The 26,359-nt window shown below is 66.1% G+C and carries 27 protein-coding genes, 1 tRNA gene, 1 pseudogene and 1 riboswitch; of the genes and pseudogenes, 8 read left to right on the top strand and 21 right to left on the bottom strand.

All coding sequences use genetic code 11. The annotated features are described in order from the left end of the window. Positions 1 to 7: 7 nt before the first annotated feature. The 4 genes from ACXAGF_RS18770 to tesB form a co-directional block, all read right to left on the bottom strand. Positions 8 to 2,635 (bottom strand): FtsK/SpoIIIE family DNA translocase, encoded by a 2,628-nt coding sequence (locus ACXAGF_RS18770; protein ID WP_475018886.1) that lies wholly within the window; start codon positions 2,633 to 2,635, stop codon positions 8 to 10. Positions 2,636 to 2,873: 238 nt separating this feature from the next. Beyond that, entirely contained in the window at positions 2,874 to 4,235 is a 1,362-nt protein-coding gene (locus ACXAGF_RS18765) for an ammonium transporter (protein WP_475018885.1), read from the bottom strand. A gap of 27 nt (positions 4,236 to 4,262) precedes the next feature. Further along, entirely contained in the window at positions 4,263 to 4,601 is a 339-nt protein-coding gene (locus ACXAGF_RS18760) for a P-II family nitrogen regulator (protein WP_475018884.1), read from the bottom strand. Positions 4,602 to 4,810: 209 nt separating this feature from the next. Then, on the bottom strand, positions 4,811 to 5,692 hold the full coding sequence (tesB, locus tag ACXAGF_RS18755; protein ID WP_475018883.1) for an acyl-CoA thioesterase II: 882 nt from the start codon (positions 5,690 to 5,692) through the stop codon (positions 4,811 to 4,813). Between the two features lie 83 nt (positions 5,693 to 5,775). Here tesB and ACXAGF_RS18750 point away from each other — a divergent pair, with 83 nt between their 5' ends. Then, positions 5,776 to 6,996 carry a ubiquinone biosynthesis hydroxylase gene (locus ACXAGF_RS18750; protein ID WP_475018882.1) on the top strand — a complete coding sequence of 407 codons (1,221 nt, stop codon included), beginning with the start codon at positions 5,776 to 5,778 and terminating at the stop codon, positions 6,994 to 6,996. 10 nt (positions 6,997 to 7,006) lie between these two features. On the opposite strand, the gene ACXAGF_RS18745 is transcribed toward ACXAGF_RS18750, so the two are convergent. The 4 genes from ACXAGF_RS18745 to ACXAGF_RS18730 all read right to left on the bottom strand — a co-directional run bounded on the left by ACXAGF_RS18745 (position 7,007) and on the right by ACXAGF_RS18730 (position 9,521). Continuing rightward, positions 7,007 to 7,195, bottom strand: coding sequence for a Trm112 family protein (locus tag ACXAGF_RS18745; RefSeq protein WP_475018881.1), 189 nt, complete (start codon positions 7,193 to 7,195; stop codon positions 7,007 to 7,009). Between the two features lie 7 nt (positions 7,196 to 7,202). Beyond that, positions 7,203 to 7,883, bottom strand: coding sequence for an LON peptidase substrate-binding domain-containing protein (locus ACXAGF_RS18740; RefSeq protein ID WP_475018880.1), 681 nt, complete (start codon positions 7,881 to 7,883; stop codon positions 7,203 to 7,205). 112 nt (positions 7,884 to 7,995) lie between these two features. Beyond that, positions 7,996 to 8,949 carry a thioredoxin gene (trxA, locus tag ACXAGF_RS18735; RefSeq protein ID WP_475018879.1) on the bottom strand — a complete coding sequence of 318 codons (954 nt, stop codon included), beginning with the start codon at positions 8,947 to 8,949 and terminating at the stop codon, positions 7,996 to 7,998. A 56-nt stretch (positions 8,950 to 9,005) separates the two neighbouring features. Continuing rightward, the gene (locus ACXAGF_RS18730; RefSeq protein ID WP_475018878.1) at positions 9,006 to 9,521 is read right to left on the bottom strand and encodes a prolyl-tRNA synthetase associated domain-containing protein; all 516 of its coding nucleotides are present in this window, start codon (positions 9,519 to 9,521) and stop codon (positions 9,006 to 9,008) included. A gap of 277 nt (positions 9,522 to 9,798) precedes the next feature. On the opposite strand from ACXAGF_RS18730, the gene ACXAGF_RS18725 reads away from it, so the two are divergent. Further along, positions 9,799 to 9,873, top strand: a tRNA-Gly gene (locus tag ACXAGF_RS18725). 226 nt (positions 9,874 to 10,099) lie between these two features. Continuing rightward, positions 10,100 to 10,630 (top strand): hypothetical protein, encoded by a 531-nt coding sequence (locus tag ACXAGF_RS18720; RefSeq protein WP_475018877.1) that lies wholly within the window; start codon positions 10,100 to 10,102, stop codon positions 10,628 to 10,630. Positions 10,631 to 11,003: 373 nt separating this feature from the next. Here ACXAGF_RS18720 and ACXAGF_RS18715 read toward each other — a convergent pair whose 3' ends face one another. The 8 genes and pseudogenes from ACXAGF_RS18715 to ACXAGF_RS18680 form a co-directional block, all read right to left on the bottom strand. After that, complete coding sequence (locus tag ACXAGF_RS18715) at positions 11,004 to 11,891, bottom strand: NAD(P)-dependent oxidoreductase (protein WP_475018876.1); 888 nt, start codon at positions 11,889 to 11,891, stop codon at positions 11,004 to 11,006. 43 nt (positions 11,892 to 11,934) lie between these two features. Further along, the gene (locus ACXAGF_RS18710) at positions 11,935 to 12,951 is read right to left on the bottom strand and encodes an aldose epimerase family protein (protein WP_475018875.1); all 1,017 of its coding nucleotides are present in this window, start codon (positions 12,949 to 12,951) and stop codon (positions 11,935 to 11,937) included. Positions 12,952 to 13,057: 106 nt separating this feature from the next. Further along, complete coding sequence (locus tag ACXAGF_RS18705; protein ID WP_475018874.1) at positions 13,058 to 14,245, bottom strand: vWA domain-containing protein; 1,188 nt, start codon at positions 14,243 to 14,245, stop codon at positions 13,058 to 13,060. Between the two features lie 4 nt (positions 14,246 to 14,249). Beyond that, positions 14,250 to 14,700, bottom strand: a pseudogene (locus ACXAGF_RS18700) (N-acetyltransferase family protein). 4 nt (positions 14,701 to 14,704) lie between these two features. Then, complete coding sequence (metA, locus tag ACXAGF_RS18695; RefSeq protein ID WP_475018873.1) at positions 14,705 to 15,628, bottom strand: homoserine O-acetyltransferase MetA; 924 nt, start codon at positions 15,626 to 15,628, stop codon at positions 14,705 to 14,707. Positions 15,629 to 15,684: 56 nt separating this feature from the next. Continuing rightward, positions 15,685 to 15,762: riboswitch (SAM riboswitch) on the bottom strand. A 50-nt stretch (positions 15,763 to 15,812) separates the two neighbouring features. Beyond that, on the bottom strand, positions 15,813 to 16,652 hold the full coding sequence (locus ACXAGF_RS18690; RefSeq protein ID WP_475018872.1) for an AAA family ATPase: 840 nt from the start codon (positions 16,650 to 16,652) through the stop codon (positions 15,813 to 15,815). A gap of 122 nt (positions 16,653 to 16,774) precedes the next feature. Beyond that, positions 16,775 to 17,500, bottom strand: coding sequence for an acetoacetyl-CoA reductase (gene phbB / locus ACXAGF_RS18685; protein ID WP_475018871.1), 726 nt, complete (start codon positions 17,498 to 17,500; stop codon positions 16,775 to 16,777). A gap of 105 nt (positions 17,501 to 17,605) precedes the next feature. Further along, on the bottom strand, positions 17,606 to 18,787 hold the full coding sequence (locus ACXAGF_RS18680; RefSeq protein ID WP_475018870.1) for an acetyl-CoA C-acetyltransferase: 1,182 nt from the start codon (positions 18,785 to 18,787) through the stop codon (positions 17,606 to 17,608). A 308-nt stretch (positions 18,788 to 19,095) separates the two neighbouring features. Between ACXAGF_RS18680 and phaR the strand changes: the two genes are divergently transcribed. Further along, the gene (gene phaR, locus ACXAGF_RS18675) at positions 19,096 to 19,674 is read left to right on the top strand and encodes a polyhydroxyalkanoate synthesis repressor PhaR (protein WP_475018869.1); all 579 of its coding nucleotides are present in this window, start codon (positions 19,096 to 19,098) and stop codon (positions 19,672 to 19,674) included. Between the two features lie 89 nt (positions 19,675 to 19,763). Here the strand turns inward: phaR and rpmF are convergent, their stop codons facing one another. From rpmF to mtgA, 4 genes are all read right to left on the bottom strand, one after another. Further along, on the bottom strand, positions 19,764 to 19,949 hold the full coding sequence (gene rpmF, locus ACXAGF_RS18670) for a 50S ribosomal protein L32 (protein ID WP_475018868.1): 186 nt from the start codon (positions 19,947 to 19,949) through the stop codon (positions 19,764 to 19,766). A gap of 187 nt (positions 19,950 to 20,136) precedes the next feature. Continuing rightward, positions 20,137 to 20,673 carry a GNAT family N-acetyltransferase gene (locus ACXAGF_RS18665; protein ID WP_475018867.1) on the bottom strand — a complete coding sequence of 179 codons (537 nt, stop codon included), beginning with the start codon at positions 20,671 to 20,673 and terminating at the stop codon, positions 20,137 to 20,139. Positions 20,674 to 20,729: 56 nt separating this feature from the next. Beyond that, positions 20,730 to 21,377 carry a glutathione S-transferase family protein gene (locus ACXAGF_RS18660; RefSeq protein ID WP_475018866.1) on the bottom strand — a complete coding sequence of 216 codons (648 nt, stop codon included), beginning with the start codon at positions 21,375 to 21,377 and terminating at the stop codon, positions 20,730 to 20,732. A 76-nt stretch (positions 21,378 to 21,453) separates the two neighbouring features. Next, positions 21,454 to 22,179, bottom strand: a complete 726-nt coding sequence (gene mtgA / locus ACXAGF_RS18655) for a monofunctional biosynthetic peptidoglycan transglycosylase (protein WP_475019345.1) — start codon at positions 22,177 to 22,179, stop codon at positions 21,454 to 21,456. A gap of 201 nt (positions 22,180 to 22,380) precedes the next feature. Between mtgA and ACXAGF_RS18650 the strand changes: the two genes are divergently transcribed. The 3 genes from ACXAGF_RS18650 to ACXAGF_RS18640 all read left to right on the top strand — a co-directional run bounded on the left by ACXAGF_RS18650 (position 22,381) and on the right by ACXAGF_RS18640 (position 25,113). After that, entirely contained in the window at positions 22,381 to 23,298 is a 918-nt protein-coding gene (locus ACXAGF_RS18650) for a polyprenyl synthetase family protein (protein ID WP_475018865.1), read from the top strand. A gap of 3 nt (positions 23,299 to 23,301) precedes the next feature. Beyond that, positions 23,302 to 24,357: a histidinol-phosphate transaminase gene (hisC, locus tag ACXAGF_RS18645; RefSeq protein ID WP_475018864.1), complete on the top strand. Its 1,056-nt coding sequence runs from the start codon at positions 23,302 to 23,304 to the stop codon at positions 24,355 to 24,357. Positions 24,358 to 24,471: 114 nt separating this feature from the next. After that, positions 24,472 to 25,113, top strand: coding sequence for a LysE family translocator (locus ACXAGF_RS18640; RefSeq protein ID WP_475018863.1), 642 nt, complete (start codon positions 24,472 to 24,474; stop codon positions 25,111 to 25,113). A 94-nt stretch (positions 25,114 to 25,207) separates the two neighbouring features. Here ACXAGF_RS18640 and ACXAGF_RS18635 read toward each other — a convergent pair whose 3' ends face one another. After that, on the bottom strand, positions 25,208 to 25,528 hold the full coding sequence (locus ACXAGF_RS18635; RefSeq protein WP_475018862.1) for an antibiotic biosynthesis monooxygenase family protein: 321 nt from the start codon (positions 25,526 to 25,528) through the stop codon (positions 25,208 to 25,210). Positions 25,529 to 25,604: 76 nt separating this feature from the next. Between ACXAGF_RS18635 and ACXAGF_RS18630 the strand changes: the two genes are divergently transcribed. After that, a complete protein-coding gene (locus ACXAGF_RS18630) occupies positions 25,605 to 26,345 on the top strand; it encodes a helix-turn-helix transcriptional regulator (RefSeq protein WP_475018861.1) in 741 nt (246 codons plus the stop codon). Positions 26,346 to 26,359: the final 14 nt, after the last annotated feature.

Raw genomic sequence — 26,359 nt, 5'->3', positions numbered from 1 at the left:
GCGGCGGTCACCGGCTCGTGATGTCGTCTTCCGTTGGAACGAGGATCTCGCGCTTGCCGGCATGGTTGGCCGGCCCGATGATCCCTTCCTGTTCCATGCGCTCGATCAGCGAGGCGGCGCGATTATAACCGATCCCGAGCCTGCGTTGGATATAGGACGTCGAGGCCTTGCCGTCACGCAGGACGACCGCCAAAGCCTGGTCGTAGGGATCCTCGGAATCATCGAGGTTCGAGGTCCCGGCCGGGCCGCCGCCCTCCGCGTCCTCCTCGTCGTCCTCGGTGACGGCGTCGAGATATTGCGGGGCGCCCTGCGTCTTGAGGTGGGCGACCACCGCCTCGACCTCGTTGTCGGAGACAAACGGGCCGTGGACGCGCTGGATACGCCCGCCGCCGGCCATGTACAGCATGTCGCCCATGCCGAGCAGTTGTTCCGCCCCCTGCTCGCCGAGGATCGTGCGGCTGTCGATCTTGGAGGTGACCTGGAACGAGATACGGGTCGGGAAGTTCGCCTTGATCGTGCCGGTGATGACGTCGACCGACGGGCGCTGGGTCGCCATGATAACGTGGATGCCGGCGGCGCGGGCCATCTGCGCCAGGCGTTGGACGGCGCCTTCGATGTCCTTGCCGGCGACCATCATCAGGTCGGCCATCTCATCGATGATGACGACGATATAGGGCATCGGCTGGAGGTCGAACTCTTCCGTCTCGTAAATCGCCTCGCCGGTCTGGCGGTCGAAGCCGGTCTGCACGGTGCGGGTGATCGCCTCGCCCTTGGCTAGCGCCTGCTCGACGCGGCTGTTGAAGCCGTCGATGTTGCGCACGCCGATCTTCGACATCTTCTTGTAGCGCTCCTCCATCTCGCGGACGGTCCACTTGAGCGCCACCACCGCCTTTTTCGGGTCGGTGACGACCGGCGACAGGAGGTGCGGGATGCCGTCATAGACCGACAGCTCGAGCATCTTCGGGTCGATCATGATCAGCCGGCACTGTTCCGGCTTCAGGCGGTAGAGCAGCGACAGGATCATGGTGTTGATCGCCACCGACTTGCCCGAGCCGGTGGTGCCGGCGACGAGCAGATGCGGCATCTTGGCGATGTCGGAGATGACCGGCTCGCCGCCGATGGTCTTGCCAAGCGCCATGGCGAGCTTGGCCTTGCTCGTCTCGAAGTCGCGGCTGGCCAACAGCTCGCGCAGGTAGACGGTCTCGCGGCTCTGGTTCGGCAGCTCTATGCCGATGGCGTTGCGGCCCGGAACGACGGCGACGCGGGCGGCAATTGCGCTCATCGAGCGGGCGATGTCGTCGGCAAGACCGATTACGCGCGACGACTTGATGCCCGGCGCCGGTTCGAGCTCGTAAAGGGTCACGACCGGCCCGGGGCGCACGTGGATAATCTCGCCCTTGACGCCGAAGTCCTCCAGCACGCCCTCGAGCATGCGCGCGTTCTGTTCCAGCGCGTCGGCGGAAAGCGACGCGTCACGGGCGACGTTCCGCGGTTCGGCGAGCAGGTGCAGGGACGGCAGCTGGAACCCGCCGGTGGCGACGAAGGAGGATTGCGCCTCGCGCTCGATGCGTTGTCCGGCCTTCGGCTTCGGTGCGGCGGCGGCAATGCGCGAGCGCAGGCCCGCAGGCGCGGCCGGCGCCGGGCGCGGCGCCCAATCGTCGTCGTCGGGAAGAATCCCGGCGGGGCGGGGAAGGTCGTCGTCGCCGTCGAGGTCCAGGTCTTCGGCGGGGCGTGGCGCCGCGGGCCGACGGGCGCCCCCGTCCAGCGATGGCTCGACGCGCTCCGCCGCCCGCGGCGCCGACTTGGCGCGGCTGGGCTCGTTCAGCGTCCCGAACTCGTCGTCGTTGAAGTCGTAGGGCTGCTCGACGGCACGCGCGCGGGTCTTGCCGCGCCCGGACAGGCCGATCAGGCGCCGGATGCGGGCCTGGCTGGTGTACCATGCGTGGGTCAGGGCCCCGGCCACGAGCATCAACGGCCCTTCCGCCTCGTCCTCCTCCTCGGCGTCGCTGATCGTGCGTGTCCGCTCGACCGGCACCGGAGCGTTGTCCTCTTCCACGGGGTCGTTGGCGATCAGCCCCGCGCTGAACACGAGCAGCCAGCCGGACGGCAGTGCCAGGATGGCGCCGAGAATGCTGGCGAGCGGGCCGGCGGGGTAGGCGCCGGTGAACAGCGCCGGAAACCGCAGGATCATGTCGCCGAACACGCCGCCCAGCCCGTTCGGCAGCGGCCAGGTGATCGGGGCGGGAATGCAGGCGAGTGCCGCGGAGGCCAGCACCGCCCCGCCGAACCAGGCGCCGATGCGCTTGAGCAAGCGGGTGATCCGGCGGTTCTTGATGAGCGCCAGTGACCAGGCGACCACGGGAAGCAGGGCGATGACGCTGGCAAGGCCGAAGAACTGCATGAAGATGTCGGCGAAGGCGGCGCCGCCATAGCCCAACGCATTGGTCGGTTCGCCGCCGGAGGCATAGGAGAAGCTCGGGTCGGACACGTTCCAGGTCGAAAGCGCGGCGACGGCGAGCGCCAGCGCTATGAATAGGCCGAAGCCCGCCAGGGCCCGTAGCTGTCGCCAGAGAAAGGCGGACAGGACAAACCGCTCGGGGCGGTCGTCCAGCGTTGCCGATGTGCTTCTCGCCATGTGTTTCAGCCTGTCGCGCGGGTCGGTCCGGCCCCGGCGGGTCGGGGTCGATGATTTACGACCCTAACGGGTCAAGCCTTAATGGCGTGTTAACCATGGTGCACCGGCGCGTCGTTAGATGGCGGATGGAGCCCGCCGGGACGAAAAAAGCCCGGGCCGGGGCCCGGGCAGATGCGGCACGGGCGATGCCCTGCCGCAACGGGAGGAAGGACGGCGGCAGGACCGCCGCCGCAAGCCGTCAGGCGTGGTACGCGGCCTCGCCGTGAGCGGAGAGGTCGAGCCCTTCGCGCTCGCTCTCGACCGTGACGCGCAGGCCGATGAGCACGTCCACCACCTTGTAGAGGATGATCGAGACGATGCCGCACCAGGCGATGGTGATGACGACGGCGGTCAACTGCGTCATGAACTGCGAGGCGATCGAGAAGTCCTCGCCGCCCGCGCCACCAAGCCCCGGCGCGGTGAAGATGCCGGTGCCGAGCGCGCCGATGATGCCGCCCACGCCATGGACGCCGAAGACGTCGGCCGTGTCGTCGTAGCCGAACTTGTTCTTCACCACCGAGACGAAGAAGAAGCAGACCGGGGAGACGATCAGGCCGAGCACGATCGCGCCCATCGGCCCGACCGAGCCGGCCGCCGGGGTGACAGCGACGAGGCCGGCGATCATGCCCGACGCGGCGCCAAGCAGCGAGGCCTTGCCGCGGACAAAGGTCTCCGCGAGCGACCACGCGAGGATGGCGGCGGCCGTTGCGACAAAGGTGTTGACGGTGGCAAGCACGGCACCGGACGAGGCCTCGAGGTTGGAGCCGGCGTTGAAGCCGAACCAGCCGAACCACAGCATGGCGGCACCGACGAGCGTCAGCGTCATGGAGTGCGGTGCCATCATGTCCTTGCCGAAGCCGGTGCGCTTGCCGACCATGATGGCGCCGATGAGGCCCGCCACGCCGGCGTTGATGTGAACGACGGTGCCGCCGGCGAAGTCAAGCGCGCCCATGTTGAAGATCAGGCCGTTGGCGTCCCAGACCATGTGGGCGACCGGGAAGTAGACGAAGGTGGCCCAGAGCAGCGTGAAGAGGACGACGGCGGCGAACTTGATGCGCTCGGCGAAGGCGCCGATGATCAGGGCCGGGGTGAGGGCGGCGAAAGTCATCTGGAACAGCATGAACAGGTATTCCGGGATGACCACGCCCTCGGAGAATGTATCCGACATGCTCTCCAGCGACACGCCGGCCAGCATGACCTTGCCGAAGCCACCGAAATAAGGGCTGGTCGAACCGCCAAAGGCGAACGAGTAGCCGTAGAACACCCAGACGATCATCATCATGGCGCCGATGACGGTGCACTGCATCAGCACCGACAGCATGTTCTTGGCGCGGACAAGGCCGCCGTAAAACAAGGCGAGGCCGGGGATCAGCATGAAGAAGACGAGCAAGGTGGAGAGGAACATGAAAACGGTGTCGGCCTTGTCCGGCACAGGGGCTGCTGCTGCGGCCTCCGCTGCCGCCGGCGCGGCCTCCTGCGCAAAGGCCACGACGGGGGCAAGAATGGCTGCCGTGGCAGCGCCCGCGCGGGCAAACATGTTGGAAATGCTGAGTGATGACATAGGTTATGCTCCCTGGTCTGCCGTTTCTTAAAGCGCTTCGGAATCGGTTTCGCCGGTACGGATGCGCACGGCATGGTCAATCGAGTAGACGAAGATCTTGCCGTCGCCGATCTGCCCGGTCTTCGCAGCGACCGCGATTGCCTCGACGGCCTTGTCGACCGTCTCGGTCGGTACGGCGATTTCGATCTTCAGTTTCGGCAGGAAACTCACGGCATATTCGGTGCCGCGGTAGATTTCCGTGTGCCCCTTCTGGCGCCCATAACCCTTGACTTCGGTCACGGTCAGGCCCTGGATTCCCACTGCGGTGAGGGCTTCCCGCACCTCATCGAGCTTGAACGGCTTGATTATGGCCATCACTATTTTCATCTGGTTCCCATCCTTCGTGCTTGTCCACGCTGCCGCAGACAAACAGGCTGCAGCCGCCGGACCCTACACATTCAAGGGGCGTGCCAGATTCGAGGTCTCGTCATAACTTGTTGTAATAAAAGGACGTTATTCGCTTCGCACGGTGGGCTCAGTGCGGGCGCCACTGAAAATGAACAAAAAATAAGCTGAAAAAGATTTTTGCACTAATTTTAATCAGTTGCCTTTTTACGGATCAACCCTTCCTGCGCCACGGAGGCGACAAGCTCGCCCGTGCGGCTGAAGAGGCTGCCGCGGGTCAGCCCGCGCGCGCCCGAGGCGGACGGGCTGTCCTGGGCATAGAGCAGCCAGTCGTCCATGCGCACGGGGCGGTGGAACCACATGGCGTGATCGAGACTGGCCACCTGCAGCGCGCGGTCGAAGACGGAGGTGCCGTGGGCGAACAGCGCGGTATCGAGCGGCGTCATGTCGGAGACGTAGGCGAGGATGGCTGCCTGTAGATGGCGGTCGTCGGGAACCGGAGCGATCGTGCGTACCCAGATGTTCTGGCGCGGCAACAGCTTTTCCGGCGACAGATAGTGGGTCAGTTCCACCGGGCGCAGTTCGATCGGCCGCGGCCGCTCCCAGTAGTCGCGGACGACCTTGGGCGCTCCGGCCAGAAGCCGTTCGCGAATCGCCTCGACGGCCAGTTGTTCGGGCGGCGGCACGTCCGGCATCGGGATCTGGTGGTCGAAGCCGTCCTCGTCGAAGTGGAACGACGCGGTCATGAAAAAGATCGGCTTGCCGTGCTGGATGGCGATGACGCGCCGGGTGGTGAAGGAGGCGCCGTCGCGGACGCGGTCGACGTCGTAGAGGATCGGTATGGCCGGGTCGCCCGGCCGGACGAAATAGGCATGGAGCGAATGGGCGAAGCGGTCTTGGCCGACCGTACGGCTCGCCGCCACCAGCGCCTGCGCGATCACCTGGCCGCCGAACACCCGCTGCCAGCCGACCTGCGGGCTGCGGCCGCGGAAAAGGTTGATCTCGAGCGGCTCGAGGTCGAGCGTCGACAACAGTGCGTCCATGGGCGTGGGTGTCTCGGCCGGTCGCGACATTTGGACATTCTCCCGCGGTAGGAAACTTGTTTGCTGTCATCTATATAGACTGACTGTGTAGCTCAAGGTGCGGGAGAAGCGCGATGACCGACATGCTTGTGGCCGGCGGCGGATACGTCGGGTTGTCGCTGGCCGTGGCGGTGAAGAAGGCGGCGCCGCACCTTCGCGTCGAGCTGGTGGACGGCGCGCCCGCCGAGGCGTGGAGGCGCGATGAGCGGGCGTCGGCCCTCGTCGCGGCCGCCCGCAACCTTCTCGACGTGCTCGGCGTCTGGGACCAGATCGCGCCGGAAGCGGAGCCGATAAGGCGGATGGTGATCACCGATTCGCGTGCCGCCGACCCCGTGCGTCCCGTCTTCCTGACCTTCGAGGGCGCCGGCGCGGCCGACGCCGGCACCCCATTCGCGCACATGGTGCCGAACCGGGCCGTGACCGGCAGCCTGCTGGCGGCGGCCGAACGGCTCGGTATTCCCATCCACTGGCAAACCGCGGCGGAGGGGTTCTCGACCGACCAGTTCGCCACCGAGGTCAAGCTGTCGAACGGCGAGAGCCGCCGGGCGCGCCTGCTCGTCGCCTGCGACGGCGTGCGCTCGAGATTGCGCGACGCCGCCAATATCAAGACCGTGCGCTTCGACTACGGCCAGTCCGGCATCGTGGCGACCGTCGAGCACGAACGCCCGCATGAGGGGACGGCCGAGGAGCATTTCCTGCCCGCCGGCCCGTTCGCCACGCTGCCGATGAAGGGCAACCGCTCCTCGCTGGTCTGGACCGAGCGGACCGAGGACGCAAACCGCCTGCTCGAGGCCGACGATCTGGTGTTCGAAGAGGAGCTGGAACGGCGCTTCGGGCACAAGCTCGGCGCGCTGAAAGTGGTCGGCGGCCGCAAGGCGTTCCCGCTCGGCCTGACGCTTGCCCGCGCCTTCGTCGCGCCGCGTTTCGCGCTGGCGGGCGATGCCGCGCACGGCATCCACCCGATTTCCGGCCAGGGCCTCAATCTCGGCTTCAAGGATGTCGCCGCGCTGGCGGAGACCATTGTCGAGGCCGATCGCCTCGGCCAGGACATCGGTTCGCTGGCGGTGCTGGAGCGCTACGAGACGTGGCGGCGGTTCGACACGTTCCGCATGGGGGTGACGACGGACGTCCTCAACCGGCTGTTCTCGAACGACATCACGCCGGTCCGCGTCGTCCGCGACCTGGGGCTCGGCATCGTCGATCGGCTGCCGGCGCTGAAATCCTTCTTCATCCGCCAGGCCGAGGGGCTGGCGGGCCGCGATCAGCCGCGCATGCTGGTCGGCGAGCCGATCTGAAGCCGGGCGGTCAGTCCTGCAGTTCGCGCGCTTCCGACACCAGCATGATCGGTATGCCGTCGCGGACCGGATAGGCGAGCTTGGCGCGCTCGGACACCAGTTCCTGGGTGTCCGCCTTCCAGCTCAGCCTGCCCTTGGTCAGCGGACAGACCAGCAATTCGAGCAGTTTCGGGTCGACCTTGTGCATCTCCTTGTCCATGGGCGTCCTATTGCAGCCGGCTGTCGACGTCGCCGAAGTCGCGCGCCAGCACGATCTCTGTGATCGCGATCAGCGTTTCGGCGCGGGTCTTCAGGTCCGGGGCCTCGAGCAGCGCCTGCTTCTCGGCAGGACCGTAGGGCGACATCATCGACATGGAGTTGACAAGGGTGGTGTTGCTGGCGCGTTCGACGCTGTCCCAGTCGGCCTCCAGCTTGTTGGCGTCGAGATAGGCGCGGAACGCCGACAGCAGCGCCTCACGGTCGACGCCGCGCTCGTCGTCGGCGCCGGACAGGTCGCTGATGAAGGGCGCGATCTTGAAGGAGCGGTAGGCGTCGCCGGTGCGGACCTCGTGGATCAGCCGATAGCGGCAGACCCCGGTGAGCGAGGTGATGTAGCGCCCGTCACCGGTCTCCGCGAAGGAGGTGATGCGGCCGAGGCAGCCGACCTGGCACAGCGCCGGCGCCTCCGAGCACGGATCGGATACGACATGGTCGCCGAAGACCGGCTGGACCATGCCGATCAGCCGGCCGCCGGCGAGCGCGTCGTCGAACATGGCCAGATATCGTGGCTCGAAGATGTTGAGCGGAAGCTGTCCCCCCGGCAGGAGCAGGGCGCCCGTGAGCGGAAACACCGGAATGACCCCAGGCAGGTCCTCCGGCTTCAGATAACGCGCATTCCCGACATGCATTTCATCGCCTTCCCCGTTTTGTCCAGCGGCGCCCGGGTGCTGGCGCGCGGCGCCGCAATCCACCTTCAAATGGGGTTTGGCGCACGATTCTCAAGATGCGCCGGCGAGGTGATCAGGAAAACAGGATCGACGAAAGCTTGCGCCGCGCCTCGACCGTGGCGGGATCCTTGGGGCCCCAGACCTCGAAGAACTGCACCAGTTCCCGCCGCGCCGCATCGTCCTCGAAACCACGGTCGCGCCGCATGATCGTGAGCAGGTGGTCGGCGGCCGCCTGACGATCGCCTTCGACGTTGCGGATCTTGGCGAGCTTGAGGCGGGCGGCGTGGTCGTCGGGATCGGCGGCGAGCGCCTGCTCCAGCGCCGTCGGATCGCCGAGCTTGCGGGCTTCCGCGATCTGGTCGAGCTGCTTCCGGACCGCCATGATCGCAGGATCCTTGGCCAGCTCCTCGCCGATCGAGGCGAGCGCCTGACGGGCGCGGTCTTCCTCGCCGGCGGCGATCATGCACTGGGCCATGCCGGCCAGCGCCGCGGCATTTTCCGGATCCGCCTGCAGGATCGCGCCAAAGAGATCGGCCGCGCCGGCGATGTCCTTCTGCTCCAGCATCGCCTTCGCCTCGGCGAGGGCGGCCTCGATCTCGGCCTTGCGGTCGGCGCCGGCCGGGCCGGCGATCTTGTCGATGAATGCGCGCACCTGGCTTTCGGGCAGCGCCCCCATGAAGCCGTCGGCGGGCCGGCCGTCGACGAAGGCGACCACGGCCGGGATCGACTGGATGCCGAGCTGGCCGGCGATCGAGGGATGGTCGTCGATGTTCATCTTGACGAGCTTCACCCGGCCGGCGGCTTCCTTCACCACCTTCTCGATCACCGGGGTGAGCTGCTTGCAGGGGCCGCACCAGGGCGCCCAGAAATCGACGAGCACCGGCTGCTGGCGCGACGCCTCGATCACGTCCTTGGAAAAGCCCGCCGTCGTGGTGTCCTTGACCAGGTTGGCCTCCGGCGTGTCCCCAAAGTTGATGGAGGCGTTCATCTGCCCGCCAAACGAGGTCGCATAGGGATTGTCGCTCATCGTCGTCTCCAGCGGGCCCGGCCCGGCATCAGTGGATTTCGCCAGAAGATCGTATGTCAGGAGGTTACTTTCAAGACAAGCGGTTCGTGCCCGGTTGCCTCGATGAAGCGCAGCAGGTCCTTGGCGGCGATCGACGTGGTGGCGTCGTTGCGCAGCGGATGGGCGTTGACGATGTCGTGGCGCATCAGGTCCGCGTCGAGGATCACCCTGACGTTCAGCCCGGTGTCGTTGATGGCGCCGAAGGCGGTGACCGCGCCGGGAATGACGCCGAGATATTCCATCAGCTTCTCCGGCTTGCCGAAGGAGACCCGGCCGGCCGCACCGATCACGCCGTGCACCATCTTCAGGTCGACGGTGGCGTTTTCCTCGACGGTCAGCAGGAAGTATTTGTCCTTCTTGTCCTTCACGAACAGGTTCTTCGTGTGGCCGCCTGGGATCTCGTCGCGCAGCGCCACCGATTCGGCGACGGTGAAGACGGGCTGGTGGTCCTTCGTCTGGTGCCTGATGCCGAGGCTGTCGAGGAAGGCGAAGAGTTCCGTGTCGGTCTTCGGCTGCTGTTGATCCTGCTGCATGTCCATGTCCGTTCCCGCTTCTTGAAGTGCACCCCGTCCGCCGTCGCGGATCGCTGCAGGGTTGCTTAAGGCCTGTCGGGCCGGGAGGCAACCGGCGACATGCCGAGGTCAGGACGCGCCATCGCCCGGCTTTTCAGGCTTTCCCCGACGGCGGGGAAAATTTCTCGACAAACTCGTCATTTCCCTGTTGCATTTGAAAATCGCTTAGGCCATATAGCGCCCGTCGCCGCGACGCAGCGACCTTCGGCCACCGACTACCCCAGGCCGTCGACGATGAGCGGGTGTAGCTCAGGGGTAGAGCACAACCTTGCCAAGGTTGGGGTCGAGCGTTCGAATCGCTTCACCCGCTCCATTCTTCCTTAGATGCCGCAAGCCTCGGTTCGCCGGGGCTTTTGTGTTTCTGGCGCGGTTACCGCATGGCTGCAGGCTCGCTTGGGCGATGTGAGGTCGTGGCGCCATGGTAACGTTCAGCTCTCGGACCGTTTTTGGCTCTGCATAGCCGGTAGTTTTTCGAAGCCAGAATAAAGCACTGTCGGCCCGTTATCCGATGCTTAACGTGATTATTCTATCAAAAATGGATGGCCGTTACCTTCGATCAACCAGGAACACCGCAGAAATCCATTAACTGGACCGCGATCTTCTCGGAGGTCAACTCTTGGCGCGGTGCCTGCCTGCACCATTTCTCCACGGTCGAAGCGGCCGTGACAGAAACACTGCTTACGTTGAGCGCCACGACACCGGGCGAACCCTCTATCCGCCTGTGTCATCTCATAGGGCAACGATTCGAAGACTTGGCTGTGGCGATCGGTCTTGACGGCCCGTTTGAGGACGCTGGCAGACATGCCCTCCCGGAACTTTCACAGTACCGCGAAAATTATGAGGCGTTTCGAACCTTGTTATGCCACGGGATCGTCAAGGTAACGGTCGAGCAGAACGGGCAATGGATTCTGCTCATTCGAACATTGTCTATCCGTTCGCGCCAGGCCGACCGAACCATGCTGGCGCTCGAGCAATCCGAGGCCGAAACCAAGTTGGCGGCGCTGAAACGCGACGGGAACAAGCTGGTGTCGATCCTTGGCCAGCTTCGCAAGATGGTGACCACGGCTTAGGTCGCTTCAACCCGAAACGGGGTTGAGCGATTGATCGCTGCACCCGTTCCATTCTTCCAAGATGTCGCAAGCCTTGGCTTCTGTGTTTCGGCAAGGAAATGGTCGTATTCGCCCGGTGCGGAACAGGAGGCAAGGCACCGCAAGGTCACCGTCATTCAGCCACCGCAGCGAACCCTGCTAGACTTGACCTGGCTGTCCTGGCTCACCCTCGAGAAAATGGACGCCCGCATGACTGTAATGGCGGACGGCTCAAGCTTGAGCGAAGCCACCTTTCAAGGGGCACCCCCAGCAATGCCAAGCCGGATCAGCGGACCAGACCGTCTACGGGAAGGATCGATGAGGATTTTCCGCCGAGACGTCGGGGCCCGTCGCCCTACTTGAGCCCATTCGCCTCCGCCACGAAATCTGACAACATCGGCACGTAGTCCTCGCCGCGACCGGCGCCGACCGCGAGCGCGAAACTGTTGCGCACGGCCGCGCCCATCAGGTTCGCCGCGCCTTCCGCATTGGCGAAGGCCGACAGGTAGCTCATGTCCTTGAAGCCGTTGCGGATCGCGAACTTGTGGGCGTTCGGATCGCGCTCCAGCACCCAGCGGAAGAAGGTCTGGTAGAAGCCGCAATCCATCCGACCGCCGCGGATCACGCTGTCGAAGGTCTGCGGCGTCAGCCCCGCCTTGCGGCCGAGCATCAGGGCTTCCGAATAGAGCGCCGCATAACCCATCGACAGGAAATTGTTGAGCAGCTTCATCGTGTGCCCGGTGCCGGTCGGACCGGTGTGGATCACGCGGCCGGCAAAGCAGTCGAGGATCGGGCGGATGCGTTCGACGTCAGCGTCGGCGCCACCGACCATGACGTCGAGGGTGCCGGCGGCGGCGTCGGCCGGCGTGCGCCCGAGCGGCGCGTCGAGCAGGGTGATGCCCTTCTCCGCCAGTCGCCCCGCCAGCGCGGTCGTGACGGAGGGGTCGGAGGTCGAGCAGTCGATGATGGTCAGCGGCCGACCCGCGGAGGCGATGCCGTCACCGCCCTCGACGACGTCGAGCACCTGGGGCGAGCCGGTGACGCACAGCACGATCACGTCACAGCCCGCCGCCATCGCGCGCGGCGACTTCGCCTCGGTCGCACCCCTGGAAAGCAGTGCTTCGAGCGGGGCGCGGTTACGATGCGCCATGCCGACCAGCGGGTAGTCCTTGGCCAAGATGTTCGCCGCCATGCCCTGGCCCATGAGGCCGAGGCCGATGAAACCCACTGTCTGCTTGGTCATGATCGTCTCCCTTCGATGCGTTGGCGGCAGCCGGCGATGCCGCTCAGTCCCTGCTGAACACGTAGTCGGTCTCCTGCCGCAGCGTTTCGCCCGGGCGCAGCACGGCCGCGGGGAACTGCGGGTGGTTGACCGCGTCCGGCCATGCCTGGGTCTCCAGGCAGAAGCCGGAATAGGGGCGGTACCGTCGCCCCTCGAGCCCGGGTACTGGCACGGCGATCTTGGCGCCGGTATAGAGCTGGACCCCCGGCTCGGTCGTGCGCACCTCCATCGAAAGGCCGGAGGCGGCGCTACGGGCACGGGCAACCGCCGTCTTGCCGCGGCGCGCGGCGGACAGGCAGAAATTGTGGTCGAAGGGAACCCCCGTTGGCTCGGTCTGCCTGCGCATCGGCGTGAACTTGCGCAGGTCGAAGGGCGTGCCATCGACGGCGCGGACCTCGCCGGTCGGGATCAGGTCCTCGTCCACCGGCAGGTAGTGGTCGGCGGCGACCATGATGTCGTGCCCGAGCGCGTCGCCGGTGCCGTCGAGGTTGAAATAGCTGTGCTGGCAGACATTGGCGATCGTCGGCGCATCGGTGATCGTCTCATAGACCACCGACAGGGTGCCGTCGTCGCAAAGCCGGTAGCAGCAGGTGATGGTGCAGGTGCCGGGATAGCCGGCGCGACCGGCCGGATCGACGATGCGCAGCATCACGCGGTCGAAAGACTGTTCGACGACCTCCCAGTTGCGCCGGCCCGTGCCGTCGCTGCCGCCGTGGAGATGGGTCCGGTCGCGCTCGTTCCGTTCGAGCTGGTAGGTCGTGCCATCGAGGGCGAAGCGCCCGCCGCCGATGCGGTTGGCGTTGCGGCCGGGCGTGGCGCCGAAATAGGGCGAGTGGGCGAGGTAGTCCGCCAGTTGCTCGAAGCCCAGCACGAGCGGCGGCCGATGACCGTCGAGGCGCAGGTCCTGGATCACGGCGCCCCAGGTAATGACCCTGGCCGTCAGCCCGCCGCCCGAAAGCGCGACCCGATAGACCGGCTCTCCCGTTGCAAGCCGGCCGAACAGTTCATTTTCCGCATTCACCGATTGACCCTCCCGGCCTCCCTGCGGCCGCTCCGCAACCTGCGGCAAAACCCGGCCCGGGGCAATCCGAAAGATCATACTTTTTCAGGGCGGCGTCCCGGCGCCTTCAGCGTGACAGTTCCCTGGTCGCCGCCTGCAGGCCCGACAGCGTCAGCGGGAACATGCGCCCGTCCATCAGCCGGTGGATCAGCGCGATCGACTGGGTGTGGCGCCAATGGCCCTGGCTGACCGGATTGAGCCACGCCGCGCGGGGAAAATGCGTGGTGAGGCGGGACAGCCAGACGGCGCCGGCCTCCCTGTTCCAGTGCTCGACGGAGCCGCCGGCATGGGTGATCTCATAGGGGCTCATGGCCGCGTCGCCGACGAAGATCACGCGGTAGTCGCTGCCGTAGGTGCGGATCAGCTCCGGCGTCGGCGTGACGTCGGCGCGCCGGCGGCGATTGTCCCGCCACACGCCCTCGTAGATGCAGTTGTGGAAGTAGAAGTGCTCCATCAGGCCGAATTCGGCGCGGGCCGCCGAGAACAGTTCCTCGACCGTACGGACATGGGATTCCATCGAGCCGCCGGCATCGAAGAACATCAGGAGCTTGACGGCGTTGCGGCGCTCGGGCCGGGTCACGACGTCGATATAGCCGTGCTGCGCGGTAGAGCGGACGGTGCCGGGCAGGTCGACCTCCTCGGCCGCGCCCTCGCGGACCCAGCGCCGCAACCGCTTCAGCGCGACCTTGATGTTGCGGGTGCCGAGTTCGACGTTGTCGTCGTAGTCGCTGAATTCGCGCCGGTCCCAGACCTTGGCGGCGCGTCGGTGGCGGGAAACGTCCTGGCCGATGCGCACCCCTTCAGGATTGTAGCCGAAGGCGCCGAACGGCGACGTTCCTGCGGTGCCGATCCATTTGGACCCGCCCTGGTGCCGGCCGTTCTGCTCGGCCAGGCGCTGGCGTAGCGTCTCCATCAGCCGGTCGAAGCCACCAAGGTCTTCCACCAGCCGCTTTTCTTCGTCCGTCAGGTATCTTTCCGCAAGCTTCTCCAGCCATTCGGCCGGGATCCGGCCCTCGATCGCGGCGGTCCCGGTCCCGGACACGGCCTCGACGCCCCCGAAGCTTTGCGCGAAGACACGGTCGAAGCGGTCGATGAAGCGCTCGTCCTTCACCAGCGTGCTGCGGGCGAGGTAGTAGAAGGCCTCGACGTCGAAACCGGCGCCTCCCGCCTCCAGGCCGGCAAGCAGCATCAGGAACTCCCGGAGCGTCACGGGAACCTGCGCCGCCCGGAGCGCGAGGAAGAAGGAAACGAACATGGGGTCAGACGTTCTTCTGGTAGACGATGAAGGGCGTCTTGACGGCGATCCGGTCATAGAGCCGGCGAGCGGTGGCGTTGAACTCCTGCGTCATCCAGTAGACCTCCGGCGCGCCGGCCGCCGCGGCCCTGGTATAGACCGCCTCGATCAAAGCCCGGCCGACGCCCGTGCCGCGCACCGCAGGATCGGCATAGAGATCCTGCAGGTAGCAGACATTGCCGATCGTCCAGCAGGACCGGTGGGAACAGGTAGTGGGCGAGGCCGACCGGCCTTCCGTCGAGGACGGCGAGGAGGCCCGCACTCTCATTGCTGCCCTCGCCGGTGAGGCGGGCGAAGGTGGAGCGGAAGATCGCCTCGGGCAGGACGGTCTCGTAGAAGGCGAGATAGGCGGTCCACAGCCGGCGCCAATCGTCCGCGTCGTCCGACGCCAGCGGTCTGACTACGAGGCCGTGCATCCGCTCATCCCTCCGAACCGATCCTCTCCAGGTCGTATGGCGTCGTCTGGTACATTTCGTTGATCCAGTTGCCGAACAGAAGATGGGCATGGCTGCGCCAGCGGTTCAAGGGGGCGATCGACGGATCGTTGTGGGGGAAGTAGTTGCTCGGCATCTTGATCGGGACACCGGCATCGACATCGCGGAAGTATTCCTCGGCCAGCGAGGTCGAGTCGTATTCGACATGATTGAAGACATAGAGCCGCTTTCCCGCCTTCTCCTGCACGAAGCAGACGCCGGTCTCGTCCGATTCCATCAGGATCTCCAGGCCGGGGCGCTTGCGGATGTCCTCGGCCCGCACTTCCGTCCAGCGCGAGACCGGAATCTGGAAATCGTCGGAGAAGCCGCTGAGGAAGACCGACGACGGATTGCGGTTGTGGTGGCGGAAGACGCCGAACGCCTTCTCGTCAAGGGTGTACTTGGGAACGCCGTGGAAGTGGTAGATCGCGGCCATCGCGCCCCAGCAGACGTTCAGCGTCGAATGGACGTGGGTATCGGTCCAGTCGAAGATCCGCTTCATCTCGTCCCAGTAGGTGACGTCCTCGTAGGCAAGCGTCTCGATCGGGGCGCCGGTGATGATGAAGCCGTCGAACTTGCGGTGGCTGATCTCCTCCCAGGTGTCGTAGAAGGCGAGCAGATGGTCCTCCGAGGTGTTCTTTGCCCGGTGGGCGCCGATGCGCACCAGAGACAGCTCCACCTGCAGCGGCGAGGCGCCGACGAGGCGGGCCATCTGGATTTCGGTCCTGATCTTGTTCGGCATGAGATTGAGCAGCCCGATCTGCAACGGGCGGATGTCCTGCCGGACCGCCACCGTCTCGGTCATCACCCGCACGCCCTCGTGCACGAGGGTCTCGAAGGCGGGCAGCGTATCTGGGATCTTGATGGGCATGGCTCACTCGACAAAAACAAAAGACCGGCGGCGACTTTGTCGCGACCGGTCCACGGAAGGTTCTTCTCGCGGCCCTTTAGCGACTTGTTTTACGTGGCTGCAAGCCGGCCGGCCAAATCACCACGAAGGCATCCTAGATAGCGCCTGCGCGCGCGAAAATCAATTCCGGCGCGCCGTCGCCGCCTCATCCCTCGCGCCGCGCCATGAACGCCAGCCGCTCGAACAGGTGCACGTCCTGTTCGTTCTTCAGAAGGGCGCCGTGGAGCCTGGGCAGCATGGTCTTCGGATCGCTGCGCAGGTCGGCCGGCTCGACCTCGTCGGCAACGAGCAGCCGGATCCAGTCGAGGGCTTCGGAGGTCGACGGCCGCTTTTTCAGACCCGGGGTCTCGCGAAGGTCGAAGAACACGGACAGGGCGGCCGACAGCAGCGCCTTGCGGATGCCCGGATAGTGCACCTCGACGATGCGCGACAGAGTCTCGGCGTCGGGGAAGCGGATGTAGTGGAAGAAGCAGCGGCGGAGGAAGGCGTCCGGCAGTTCCTTCTCGTTGTTGGAGGTGATGATGACGATCGGCCGGTTGACCGCCGAAACCGTCTCGCCCGTCTCGTAGACGTGGAACTCCATCCGGTCGAGTTCCTGCAGCAGGTCGTTCGGGAACTCGATGTCGGCCTTGTCGATCTCGTCGATGAGCAGCACCGTCTTTCGCGGCGCGGCGAAGGCCTGCCAGAGCTTGCCCCTGCGGATGTAGTTGCGAACGTCGTTGACCTTCCCGTCGCCGAGCTGGCTGTCACGCAGGCGCGAGACGACGTCGTATTCGTAGAGGCCCTGCTGGGCCTTGGTGGTCGACTTGACGCTCCACTCGATTAGATCGAGGCCGAGGGCGGCCGCGACCTGCCGCGCCAGTTCGGTCTTGCCGGTGCCGGGCTCGCCCTTCACCAGCAGCGGGCGCTCGAGCCGGATCGCCGCGTTTACGGCAACCATCAGGTCCTTGTCGGCGACGTAGTCGGCTGTTCCGGAAAACTGCATGCTCTTGCCCTGCGCTGGCGTTGCGGAGCCCCATATAGGATGGCCAGGCCTTCCGTAAAGGGCACGGCCGCGATCAACCGATCGCGGCCGTGCCGATGATTTCGCCTCGACGCGTGGCGCGGTCAGGCGAAGAACTGGCCACCGTTGGCCGAGATGGTCGAGCCGGTGACGAAACCGGCGTCGTCGGCCGCGAGGAACACGACGCAGCGGGCGATTTCCTCCGGTTCGCCAAGGCGGCCGACCGGGATCTGCGGGATGATGCGCTCGTTCAGCACCTTTTCCGGGACGGCACGCACCATTTCGGTTCCGATATAGCCCGGGCAGATCGCGTTGACGGTGATCCCCTTGGCGGCGCCCTCCTGGGCAAGCGCCTTGGTGAAGCCGAGGTCGCCGGCCTTGGCGGCGGAATAGTTCGCCTGGCCCATCTGCCCCTTCTGGCCGTTGATCGAGGAGATGTTGATCACCCGTCCGAAGCTGCGGTCACGCATGCCGCCCCAGACCGAATGGGTCATGTTGAACAGGCCGGTGAGGTTGGTACCGATCACTTCGCCCCACTGCTGCGGTGTCATCTTGTGAAACATGGCATCGCGCGTGATGCCGGCATTGTTGACGAGCACCTCAACCGGCCCGAGATCGGCCTCAACCTTCGCGACACCCTCGACGCAGGCCTCGTAGTTGGAGACGTCCCACTTGTAGACGGCGATGCCGGTCTCTGCCTTGAAGGCACTGGCGGCCTCGTCGTTGCCGGCGTAGTTGGCGGCGACCTTGTAGCCCTTCTGCTTGAGCGCGATCGAAATGGCCGCGCCGATGCCGCGCGTGCCGCCCGTGACCAATGCTACCCTGCTCATGTGTGCACCTCCCCTTGGACAATCTTTTCTTTGGGTCGGGGGCCGCGCGAACGCGGCGCTCCCGGAATGCGCGTGCCGGCAGGAGCCGGCCCTGTAAGTGGAGGCCTACAGGCGCTCGACGCACATGGCCACGCCCATACCGCCGCCGATGCAAAGCGTCGCCAGACCCTTGGATACGCCGCGGCGCTTCATCTCGAACAGGAGCGTGTTGAGCACGCGCGCGCCGGAGGCGCCGATGGGATGGCCGATCGCGATCGCGCCGCCGTTGACGTTGACGATGGCCGGGTCCCAGCCGAGGTCCTTGTTGACGGCGCAGGCCTGCGCCGCGAAGGCTTCGTTCGCCTCGACGAGGTCGATGTCGGCGATCTTCCAGCCGGCCTTGTCCAGCGCCTTGCGCGAGGCCGGGATCGGGCCGGTACCCATGACCTGCGGGTCGACGCCGGCGGTGGCCCAGGAGACGATGCGGGCGAGCGGCTGGATGCCGCGGCGGGCCGCTTCCGCCTCGCTCATCAGCAGGGCGGCGGCGGCGCCGTCATTGAGGCCGGATGCGTTCGCGGCGGTCACCGTGCCGTCCTTGTCGAAGGCGGGCCGCAGTTTGGTCATGGCGTCAAGGGTGGCGCCGTGGCGGATGTACTCGTCGTTGTCGACGACGATGTCGCCCTTGCGGGTCTTGACGGTGAAGGGAACGATCTCGTCCCTGAACCGGCCCTCCTTCTGCGCAGCCTCGGCCTTGTTCTGCGAGGCGACGGCAAAGACGTCCTGCTCCTCGCGCGACAGCTGCCACTTCCTGGCGATGTTCTCGGCGGTGACGCCCATGTGATAGCCGTAGAAGGCGTCGGTCAGGCCATCCTTGATCATCGTGTCGATCATCTTCATGTCGCCCATCTTCACGCCACCGCGCAGGTGGGCGCAATGGGGCGCCATCGACATCGACTCCATGCCGCCGGCGACGATGATATTGGCATCGCCGGTGGCGATCTGCTGCATGCCGAGCGCCACGGCGCGCAGGCCCGAGCCGCAGAGCTGGTTCATGCCCCAGGCGGTCTTCTCCTGCGGGACGCCGGCCTTCATCGCCGCCTGGCGGGCCGGGTTCTGGCCCTCGCCGGCCGGCAGCACCTGGCCGAGGATCACCTCGTCCACCTCGGCGGCGGACACGCCGGACCGCTCGAGGACGCCGGCGATCGCCGCCGCGCCGAGCTCGTGCGCCGGGGTGTTGGCAAAGGCGCCGTTGAAGGAGCCGACGGCGGTGCGGGCCGCGCTGGCGATGACGATCGACGGGGTGCTCATGGGATGTTCCTCGCTCCTCTGTTCCCGGAGGAGCGCTGCCGGCCCGTCCAGGATCCCGATGGGGGGTGCCGCAGGCGACCGGGGCGGTCCTGCGACAACCGTCTCAAGGCCAAACTGGCAAAGCTTCGGGGGAGAGTCAAACGCCTTGTCGCTCCGCCCAGAGGCGCCTGCCCCGGGTGGTCGCGGTGCGGCGGATTTATTGCGCAGCAATTTCCGCCGCAATGCACAATTCATTTGAAACGGCAGCGTTTTTGCGGATACTCGCTTCACCAGGGAGCGGTTGGAAATGAGGGGATGAGGAGACCCAGATGGCCAAGAACGACGGTCAGATCACGATCAAGAAGTACGCCAATCGGCGGCTCTACAATACCGGGACCAGCACCTATGTAACTCTCGACGATCTTGCGGTGATGGTGAAGAAGGGGGAGAACTTCGTCGTCCAGGACGCCAAGACCGGCGAGGATATCACCCACTCGGTGCTGACGCAGATCATCTTCGAGCAGGAGTCGAAGACGGGCAACACGCTGCTGCCGATTTCGTTCCTGCGACAGCTGATCAGCTTCTACGGCGACCAGATGCAGATGGTCGTTCCAAGCTATCTCGAGCACTCGATGCAGGCCTTCACCGACCAGCAGGCGCAGATGCGCGAGCAGATCAACAAGGCCTTCGGCGACACGCCGCTTGGCAAGAACCTGCAGGTGCCGATGCAGATGGTGGAGGAGCAGGTGCGGCGCAACACCGAGATGTTCCACAAGGCGATGCAGATGTTCTCGCCGTTCATGAGCGCGCCGCAGCCGAAAGAGACGAAGAAGGCCGAGGCAAAGGACATCGACGATCTGAAGGAGCAGCTTCGCGCGCTGCAGTCGAAGCTCGACAATCTGGGCTGAGGGCCGGCAAAGGGTCCAGGCGCAGAAGCGTCAAAAGAAATGGGCCGGTCGATGCCGGCCCATTCTCAATTCGCGCGCACCGAAAGAGGTTATGCGCCTTCCTTTGGCGTCAGCACCTGGCGACCGCGGTACATGCCGGTCTTCAGGTCGACATGGTGCGGGCGGCGCAGCTCGCCGGAGTTTTTGTCTTCGATGTAGGTCGGAGCCTTCAGGGCGTCGGCGGAGCGGCGCATGCCGCGCTTGGACGGGCTCGTTTTTCTTTTCGGTACAGCCATTTCACTACTCCACTGAACGGGCAAACACATCCATGGCCAGTGACAGTGGCCGAAAGAGACGTGTATCTATCTCGGAAATTTCGCGGGCTTATACATGGCAACGCCCCGCTTGACCAGTCCCCCGCCGCATTTTTTCCGCGGCAGCGATGGAGGCGGTCCGCCGGCGGGAACTGGTCCGCCCAGACCTTCAGCCATCCGGCCCCGCGGTGCCGTCGAGCGCGTTCTCCATGAAAAGCATGTAGGGCATCAGCGGCTCGGGATAAAGGTGGTAGGGCGGGCAGGGGCGGAAGCCCAGCGCGCGGTACAGCGCGATCGCCTCTGCCATCCGGTTCGCCGTATCGAGGCGCATGATCTTGTAGCCCTCACCGCGTGCCGCCGCCATGGCGGCCTGCGCCAGTCTCCGTCCGAGGCCCTGTCCCTGGAAACGGACCCGGACGAACAGGCGCTTCATCTCGCAGGCATCCTCGGACAGCCGCCGAAAGGCGCAGGCGCCGCAGATCGCCTCGCCGGACGTTGCCAGCAGCGTCCGGCCGTTCGGCGGACCGTAGATGGCGGGAAGCATCTCGAGCTCGGCACCCAGCGACTGATGGCCGAAGGCGGCCTCGACGAACCAGCCGTCCGCCGCATAGCGGCTACGGCACCAGTCGGTGTACTCGCCGATCAGTTCGAGGAAGGCCCGGTAGTCGGCCTCGGACTGCGCCAGGCGGATCGTCGTCTCGGCCATCATCGGTCCTCCTCTGGCGGACTATAACGGCTTGCGAACTGGGCTGCGAGCCCGCCTCAGGCCTCGTCTTCCGGCACGATCCAGGGCTCGGCCAGCGCCGCCGCCTCCCACTTCTTCCAGGCCGGGTGGGCCATGACGCGGTCCATGTAGGCAAGCGAGCCATGATCGAAGGTGAGCCGGTAGGTGTGGAACCGGTTGACGACCGGCGCAAACATCGCGTCCGCGGCGGAGAAGGCGCCGAAGAGGAAGGGGCCGCCCCAGCGCCGCAGCGCTTCTCGCCAGATCGTCTCGATGCGCGCGACGTCGGCCATCACGCCCTCCGGCAGGTCGATGGCGCGCTGCGGCCGGCGGATGTTCATCGGGCAGGCGTTGCGCAGCGCCCGGAAGCCGGAAAGCATCTCCATGGATACAGAGCGGGCCTCGGCGCGCGCCGCGCGGTCGCCCGGCCAGATGCCGGCCTCGGGACGAAGCTCGGCGACATACTCGATGATGGCGAGCGATTCCCACACCCGCACCGCTCCGTGGTGCAGCACCGGCACGCGCCCGGTCGGCGAAAGCTCCCTGAAGGTGGGATTGCCCGCGGCGAAGTCGAAGGGAATGACCCGGTCGGTGAAGGGGATCCCGGCTGCCTCCATGGCGATCCAGGGGCGGAAGGACCATGACGAATAGTTCTTGTTGCCGATGTAGAGGACGAGGTCGGACATGGAGGTTCCCTTGAGGCCGGAAGCGGCGGCGACCCTATCGGCCCGCCCGCCCGTCGCCAAATGAAAAGGCCTGAACTCAATCATAAAGGCATTTGATGTATTCGCCGGAGCGGCTGGCGCGTCGCTCGATCACGCCGGCGAGGCGCTTCAGGCCGCGCCCGGGCTTGCCGGCGTTGCGCTCGATCGGATTGGGCAGGGAGACGGCGAGCAGCGCCGACTGCCGACGGGACAGCTTCTTGGCGGGCACGCCGAAATGATGCCGGGCTGCGGCCTCGATGCCGTAGATCCCGGGGCCCCATTCGGCGACGTTGAGATAGATCTCCATCAGCCGCTTCTTGCTCCAGACAAAGTCGGCGGTGACGGCCAGAGGCAGCTCGAGCGCCTTGCGGACGAAGGAGCGCCCGTTCCAGAGATAGAGGTTCTTGACGGTCTGCATCGGGATGGTGCTGGCGCCGCGCGTGGGCTCGCCCTCGAGCGCGTCGTTGACCACGCCGCGCATCTCGCCCCAGTCGACGCCGCCGTGCCGGCAGAACTGGCCGTCTTCCGACATCATCACGGACTGCACGAGAACGGGGGCGATGTCGTCGAAGGAAACCCACTGCCGGTCGTAGCCCTTCAGCAGGGCGAGATCGCGCAGCATCAGCGTGGAGACCGGATGGACGGAGCCGACGGCATAGACCGGGATGAGCAGGTAGGGGGCCGCCAGCAGCGTGAGCACTGCGATCGCCGCGTTGCGCCAGCCGCGCCGCAGACGCCCGATCACGCCGCCGTCCCCGCCGGCTTTCCCTGGCGTGGCATCCATATGGCTGGCATCGGGTCTTGCCTCAACGCGTGTTTCCGGTGCTATTTCCAAGGGGCCGGTGTCCTGGTGTCGCCGTTCCGCGCCTTCTTACCGTCCTGAAGCCCGGTTTGCCAATGGTTGCGTCGAACTTTGCCGGCGTTTGATGGTCCGAAGACCTGCTTCGCCGTTGCCTATCGCCACGGCGCGTGCCAAAGAGCGGGCATGACGACCCTGTCTGATCCCTTTTTGCAGCGTCTGAAGACGAATGCGCTCATGGTCGAGGCGGCACTTGCTGAGCTTCTGTCTGCGGACGCGGGCGACGGTGAGATTGCGCGGCCCGAGCGCCTGCTGGCGGCCATGCGCCATGGGGTGTTGAACGGTGGCAAGCGGTTGCGCCCCTTTTTGGTGATCGAAGCGGCCGCGTTGTTCGGCGACGGATTTGCTCCCGCGGCCCTGCGCGTCGGGGCGGCGCTTGAATGCGTGCATTGCTATTCGCTGGTGCACGACGACCTGCCCGCGATGGACGACGACGCGCTGCGGCGCGGCCAGCCGACGGTGCACGTGGCCTATGACGAGGCGACGGCGATCCTGGCCGGCGACAGCCTGCTGACACTCGCCTTCGACATCCTTGCCGCGCCGGATACCGCGCTTGCCGACCGAACCAAGACGGAGCTGGTGCTGGCGCTGGCGCGCGCTGCCGGGCTGGGTGGCATGGCCGGCGGCCAGGCGCTGGATCTGGCGGCGGAGAAGACCGCCCCGGGCGAGGCGGCCATTGTGACGCTGCAGGCGATGAAGACCGGTGCCCTCATCCGCTTCGCCTGCGAAGCCGGGGCGATCATCGCCGGTGCCGACCAGCCGGAACGCGGCCTGCTGCGCCGCTACGGCGAGACCATCGGCCTGGCGTTTCAACTGGCCGACGACCTTCTCGACCTGACCGCGGACGCGCAGACGCTGGGCAAGGCCACCGGCAAGGACGCGGCGCGCGGCAAGGGAACCCTGGTCGCGCGCAGGGGGCAGGCCTGGGCCGAAACCCGGCTGAACGAGCTGGTCGGCCAGGCCGAGGACCTGCTGGCGCCCTTCGGCGAGCGGGCCGGCATCCTGGTCGAAGCCGCGCGCTTCGTCGCCAACCGCAGGAACTGATCGATGAGCAAATACTGGTCGCCCGTCGTCTCGACGCTGAAACCCTATGTCGCCGGCGAGCAGCCGCGCATCTCCAATCTCGTCAAGCTCAACACCAATGAAAACCCCTACGGCCCATCGCCAAAGGCGGTCGCCGCGATGCAGGCGGCAGTGGCGGAAAGCCTTCGGCTCTATCCCGACCCGAGCGCGCTTGTGCTGCGCCAGGCAATTGCCACAGCCCATGGCGTCACCGCGGACGAGGTGTTTGTTGGCAACGGATCGGACGAGGTGCTGGCGCATGTCTTTTGCGCACTGCTCAAGCACGACCAGCCGCTGCTCTACCCCGACATCACCTACAGCTTCTACCCGACCTATTGCGGGCTCTACGGCGTCGATGCGGTCGAGGTGCCGCTGAAGGACGACTTCACCATCGACGTCGCCGACTATCGCCGCCCCTGCGGCGCGATCATCCTGCCGAACCCGAACGCCCCGACCGGTATCGGCCTGTCGTTGGCGCAGATCGAGCAACTGGTGTCGGAGCACCCGGACCAACCGGTGGTGATCGACGAGGCCTATGTCGATTTCGGCGGCGAAAGTGCGCTGCCGCTCACCCGCAGGTATGAGAACGTCCTCGTCGTCCATACGCTGTCGAAGTCGCGGTCGCTCGCGGGGCTGCGCGTCGGCTACGCGATCGGCCAGCGGCCACTGGTAGAGGCGCTGGAGCGGGTAAAGGACAGCTTCAACTCCTATCCGCTCGACCGCATCGCCCAGGCCGGTGCCACGGCCGCGATCGAGGATGTCGACTGGTTCGATGCGACGCGGCAGAAGGTGATGGATTCGCGCGCCCGCGTCACCGGCGCGCTGCGCCAGCGCGGGTTCGAGGTGCTGCCGTCGCAGGCGAACTTCGTCTTCGCCCGCCATCCGGGCCACAGCGGTGCGGACCTCGCCCGGGGACTGCGCGATCGCGCCGTGCTCGTGCGCCACTTCGCCAGGCCGCGGATCTCGGACTTCCTGCGGATCACCATCGGCACGCCGGAAGAATGCGACCGGCTGATCGCGGCGCTGGAAGAGATCCTCTGAGGCGCCCGGGACGGGTGACATCGCCGGCTGCGGGAGGGCCTTCCCTGTTGCCGGCCCGTTGTTCTATGGTGTCGACGCGTACTTGCAGCCGCGCACTCAGCCCGGGACCGCCCCATGCATGACATCCTGCCCTATCTGCCACAGCTTGCCGTCGGCTGGACGGCCTACCTGATCGCAACCGCCTCGCCGGGGCCGGCGATCCTGGCCATCATCGGCACGTCGGTCAGCCAGGGGCGCAAGGCCGGCCTGTCGCTGGCGCTCGGCGTCCTCACCGGCTCGTATTTCTGGGCGCTGATGACAACCTCGGGCCTGACGGCGCTGATCCGCGCCTACGGGCACGCCATCGTCGTGCTGAAGATCGCCGGCGGCCTCTATCTGCTTTGGCTGGCCTGGAATGCGCTGCGCTCGGCAATGCGCAAGGGCGAGAGCTACGCGGCCGGCCAGCCGCAGCCGGTGCTTTCTCCGCGGCGGCAGTATCTCAAGGGCGTCGGCATCCACCTGACCAATCCGAAGGCGATCTTCGCCTGGATGATGATGACGTCGCTCGGCATGCCGGCCGGCGCACCCACAGGTACGATGGCGGTCTTCATTGCGGGCTGCATGGCGATCGGGCTTACGACCTTCGTCGGCTTCGCGCTGGTATTCTCGCTCGCCCCGGTTCACCGGGCATACCTGCGCTCCCGGCGCATCATCGAGGGGGCGATGGCGGTTTTCTTCTCTCTGGCCGGTTTCAAACTGCTGACGGCGCGGATCTGACTGTTCGCCCGGAACATGTTGCTGGGGCCGTCCGCGCGACGAGGTCGCGCGGACGGCTCTGCTCTCACCGGCGGCGGCGCTCTGGTTGCCGCCGTCAACCGTAAGTGGCCAGCGACGAATAGTGTCGGACGCCGTCCTCGGGGTTCCCCGTGTCCATGTCCATGACGGAGAAATAGGCCGCGCATTCCGGCGAGCGGGAGGCCTTCGCCATCATCGCATCGGCGTCTGCTCTGGAGCGCCAGTGCACGACATCCAGATATTCGCTTTCGTTCAGCCGCAGCAGTTCCCTGCGCAGGAATCCGTCTACGTTCTTCAGGAAGCCTTCCTGAAAGGTGTCGGAAGCCGCGATGAGCGCCGTCTGGTCGACGCCCGGCTTCAGCTTGATGGCGGCCATTTCGATGATCGTGTGGGCCATGGTGTGCTCCTTATGTCGCATGGGTTGCGGCCACATTGATAGGGTTTAATAAGTCATTTTGTGTCATATTAAACGCATGACACGTGCCTCGACCTATCGTCGCCTCGACCGTCTTGACCTGCTCGCCAGCCGCCTCACCGCCGGGGAGGCGATGACCGTCGGCGCACTGGCGGCCGAGTTCGCCGTGAGCGCGCGGACGCTGGCGCGCGACATCGCACTGTTGCGCGACCGCGGCCTGATGGTCGAGGCCGACAGGGGACGCGGCGGCGGAATCCGACTGCAGCGGAACTGGGGCGTTGGCCGGCTCAACCTCAACTACCGCGAGGCGGTGGACCTTCTGGTCAGCCTCGCCATCGCCGAGCAGCTTCGCTCGCCCTGGCTGATCGCCAACCTCTCGTCGATCCGGCGCAAGCTCGCGGCTTCTTTCTCCGTCGCGCTTCGAGACCGGATCGACGGCTTGCGCAGCCGAATCCTGGTGGGCCGGCATGCCTCGGCCGCCGTGCTGCAGGGATTCGAGACGCGGGTGGAGGGGGACGGCATTGACGGCCTGTTCGAGGCGTTCCTCGAACTGCGGTGTCTGCAGATCGACTATATGGATGGCGAAGGCAGGCGCTCCGCGCGCACGATCGAGCCACAATTGCTGCTGCTGAACTATCCGATCTGGTACGTGATCGGCTGGGACCATGCGCGGGACGCGGTCCGGAGCTTTCGCTGCGACCGCATTGTTGCGGCGAGAGTTGAAGATGCGCCCTTCCGGCTGCGCCCGTTCCGCGAGTTCGAGCACGCCATCGAGGGCGCCGACGCGCTGCGTCCTTAGGTTTCGCCAGGCGA

It is taken from the genome of Mycoplana sp. ABR4_002, assembly GCF_056159645.1.
The sequence above is the reverse complement of the archived record's forward strand: the minus strand, read 5'-3'. Positions and strand labels throughout refer to the sequence as shown.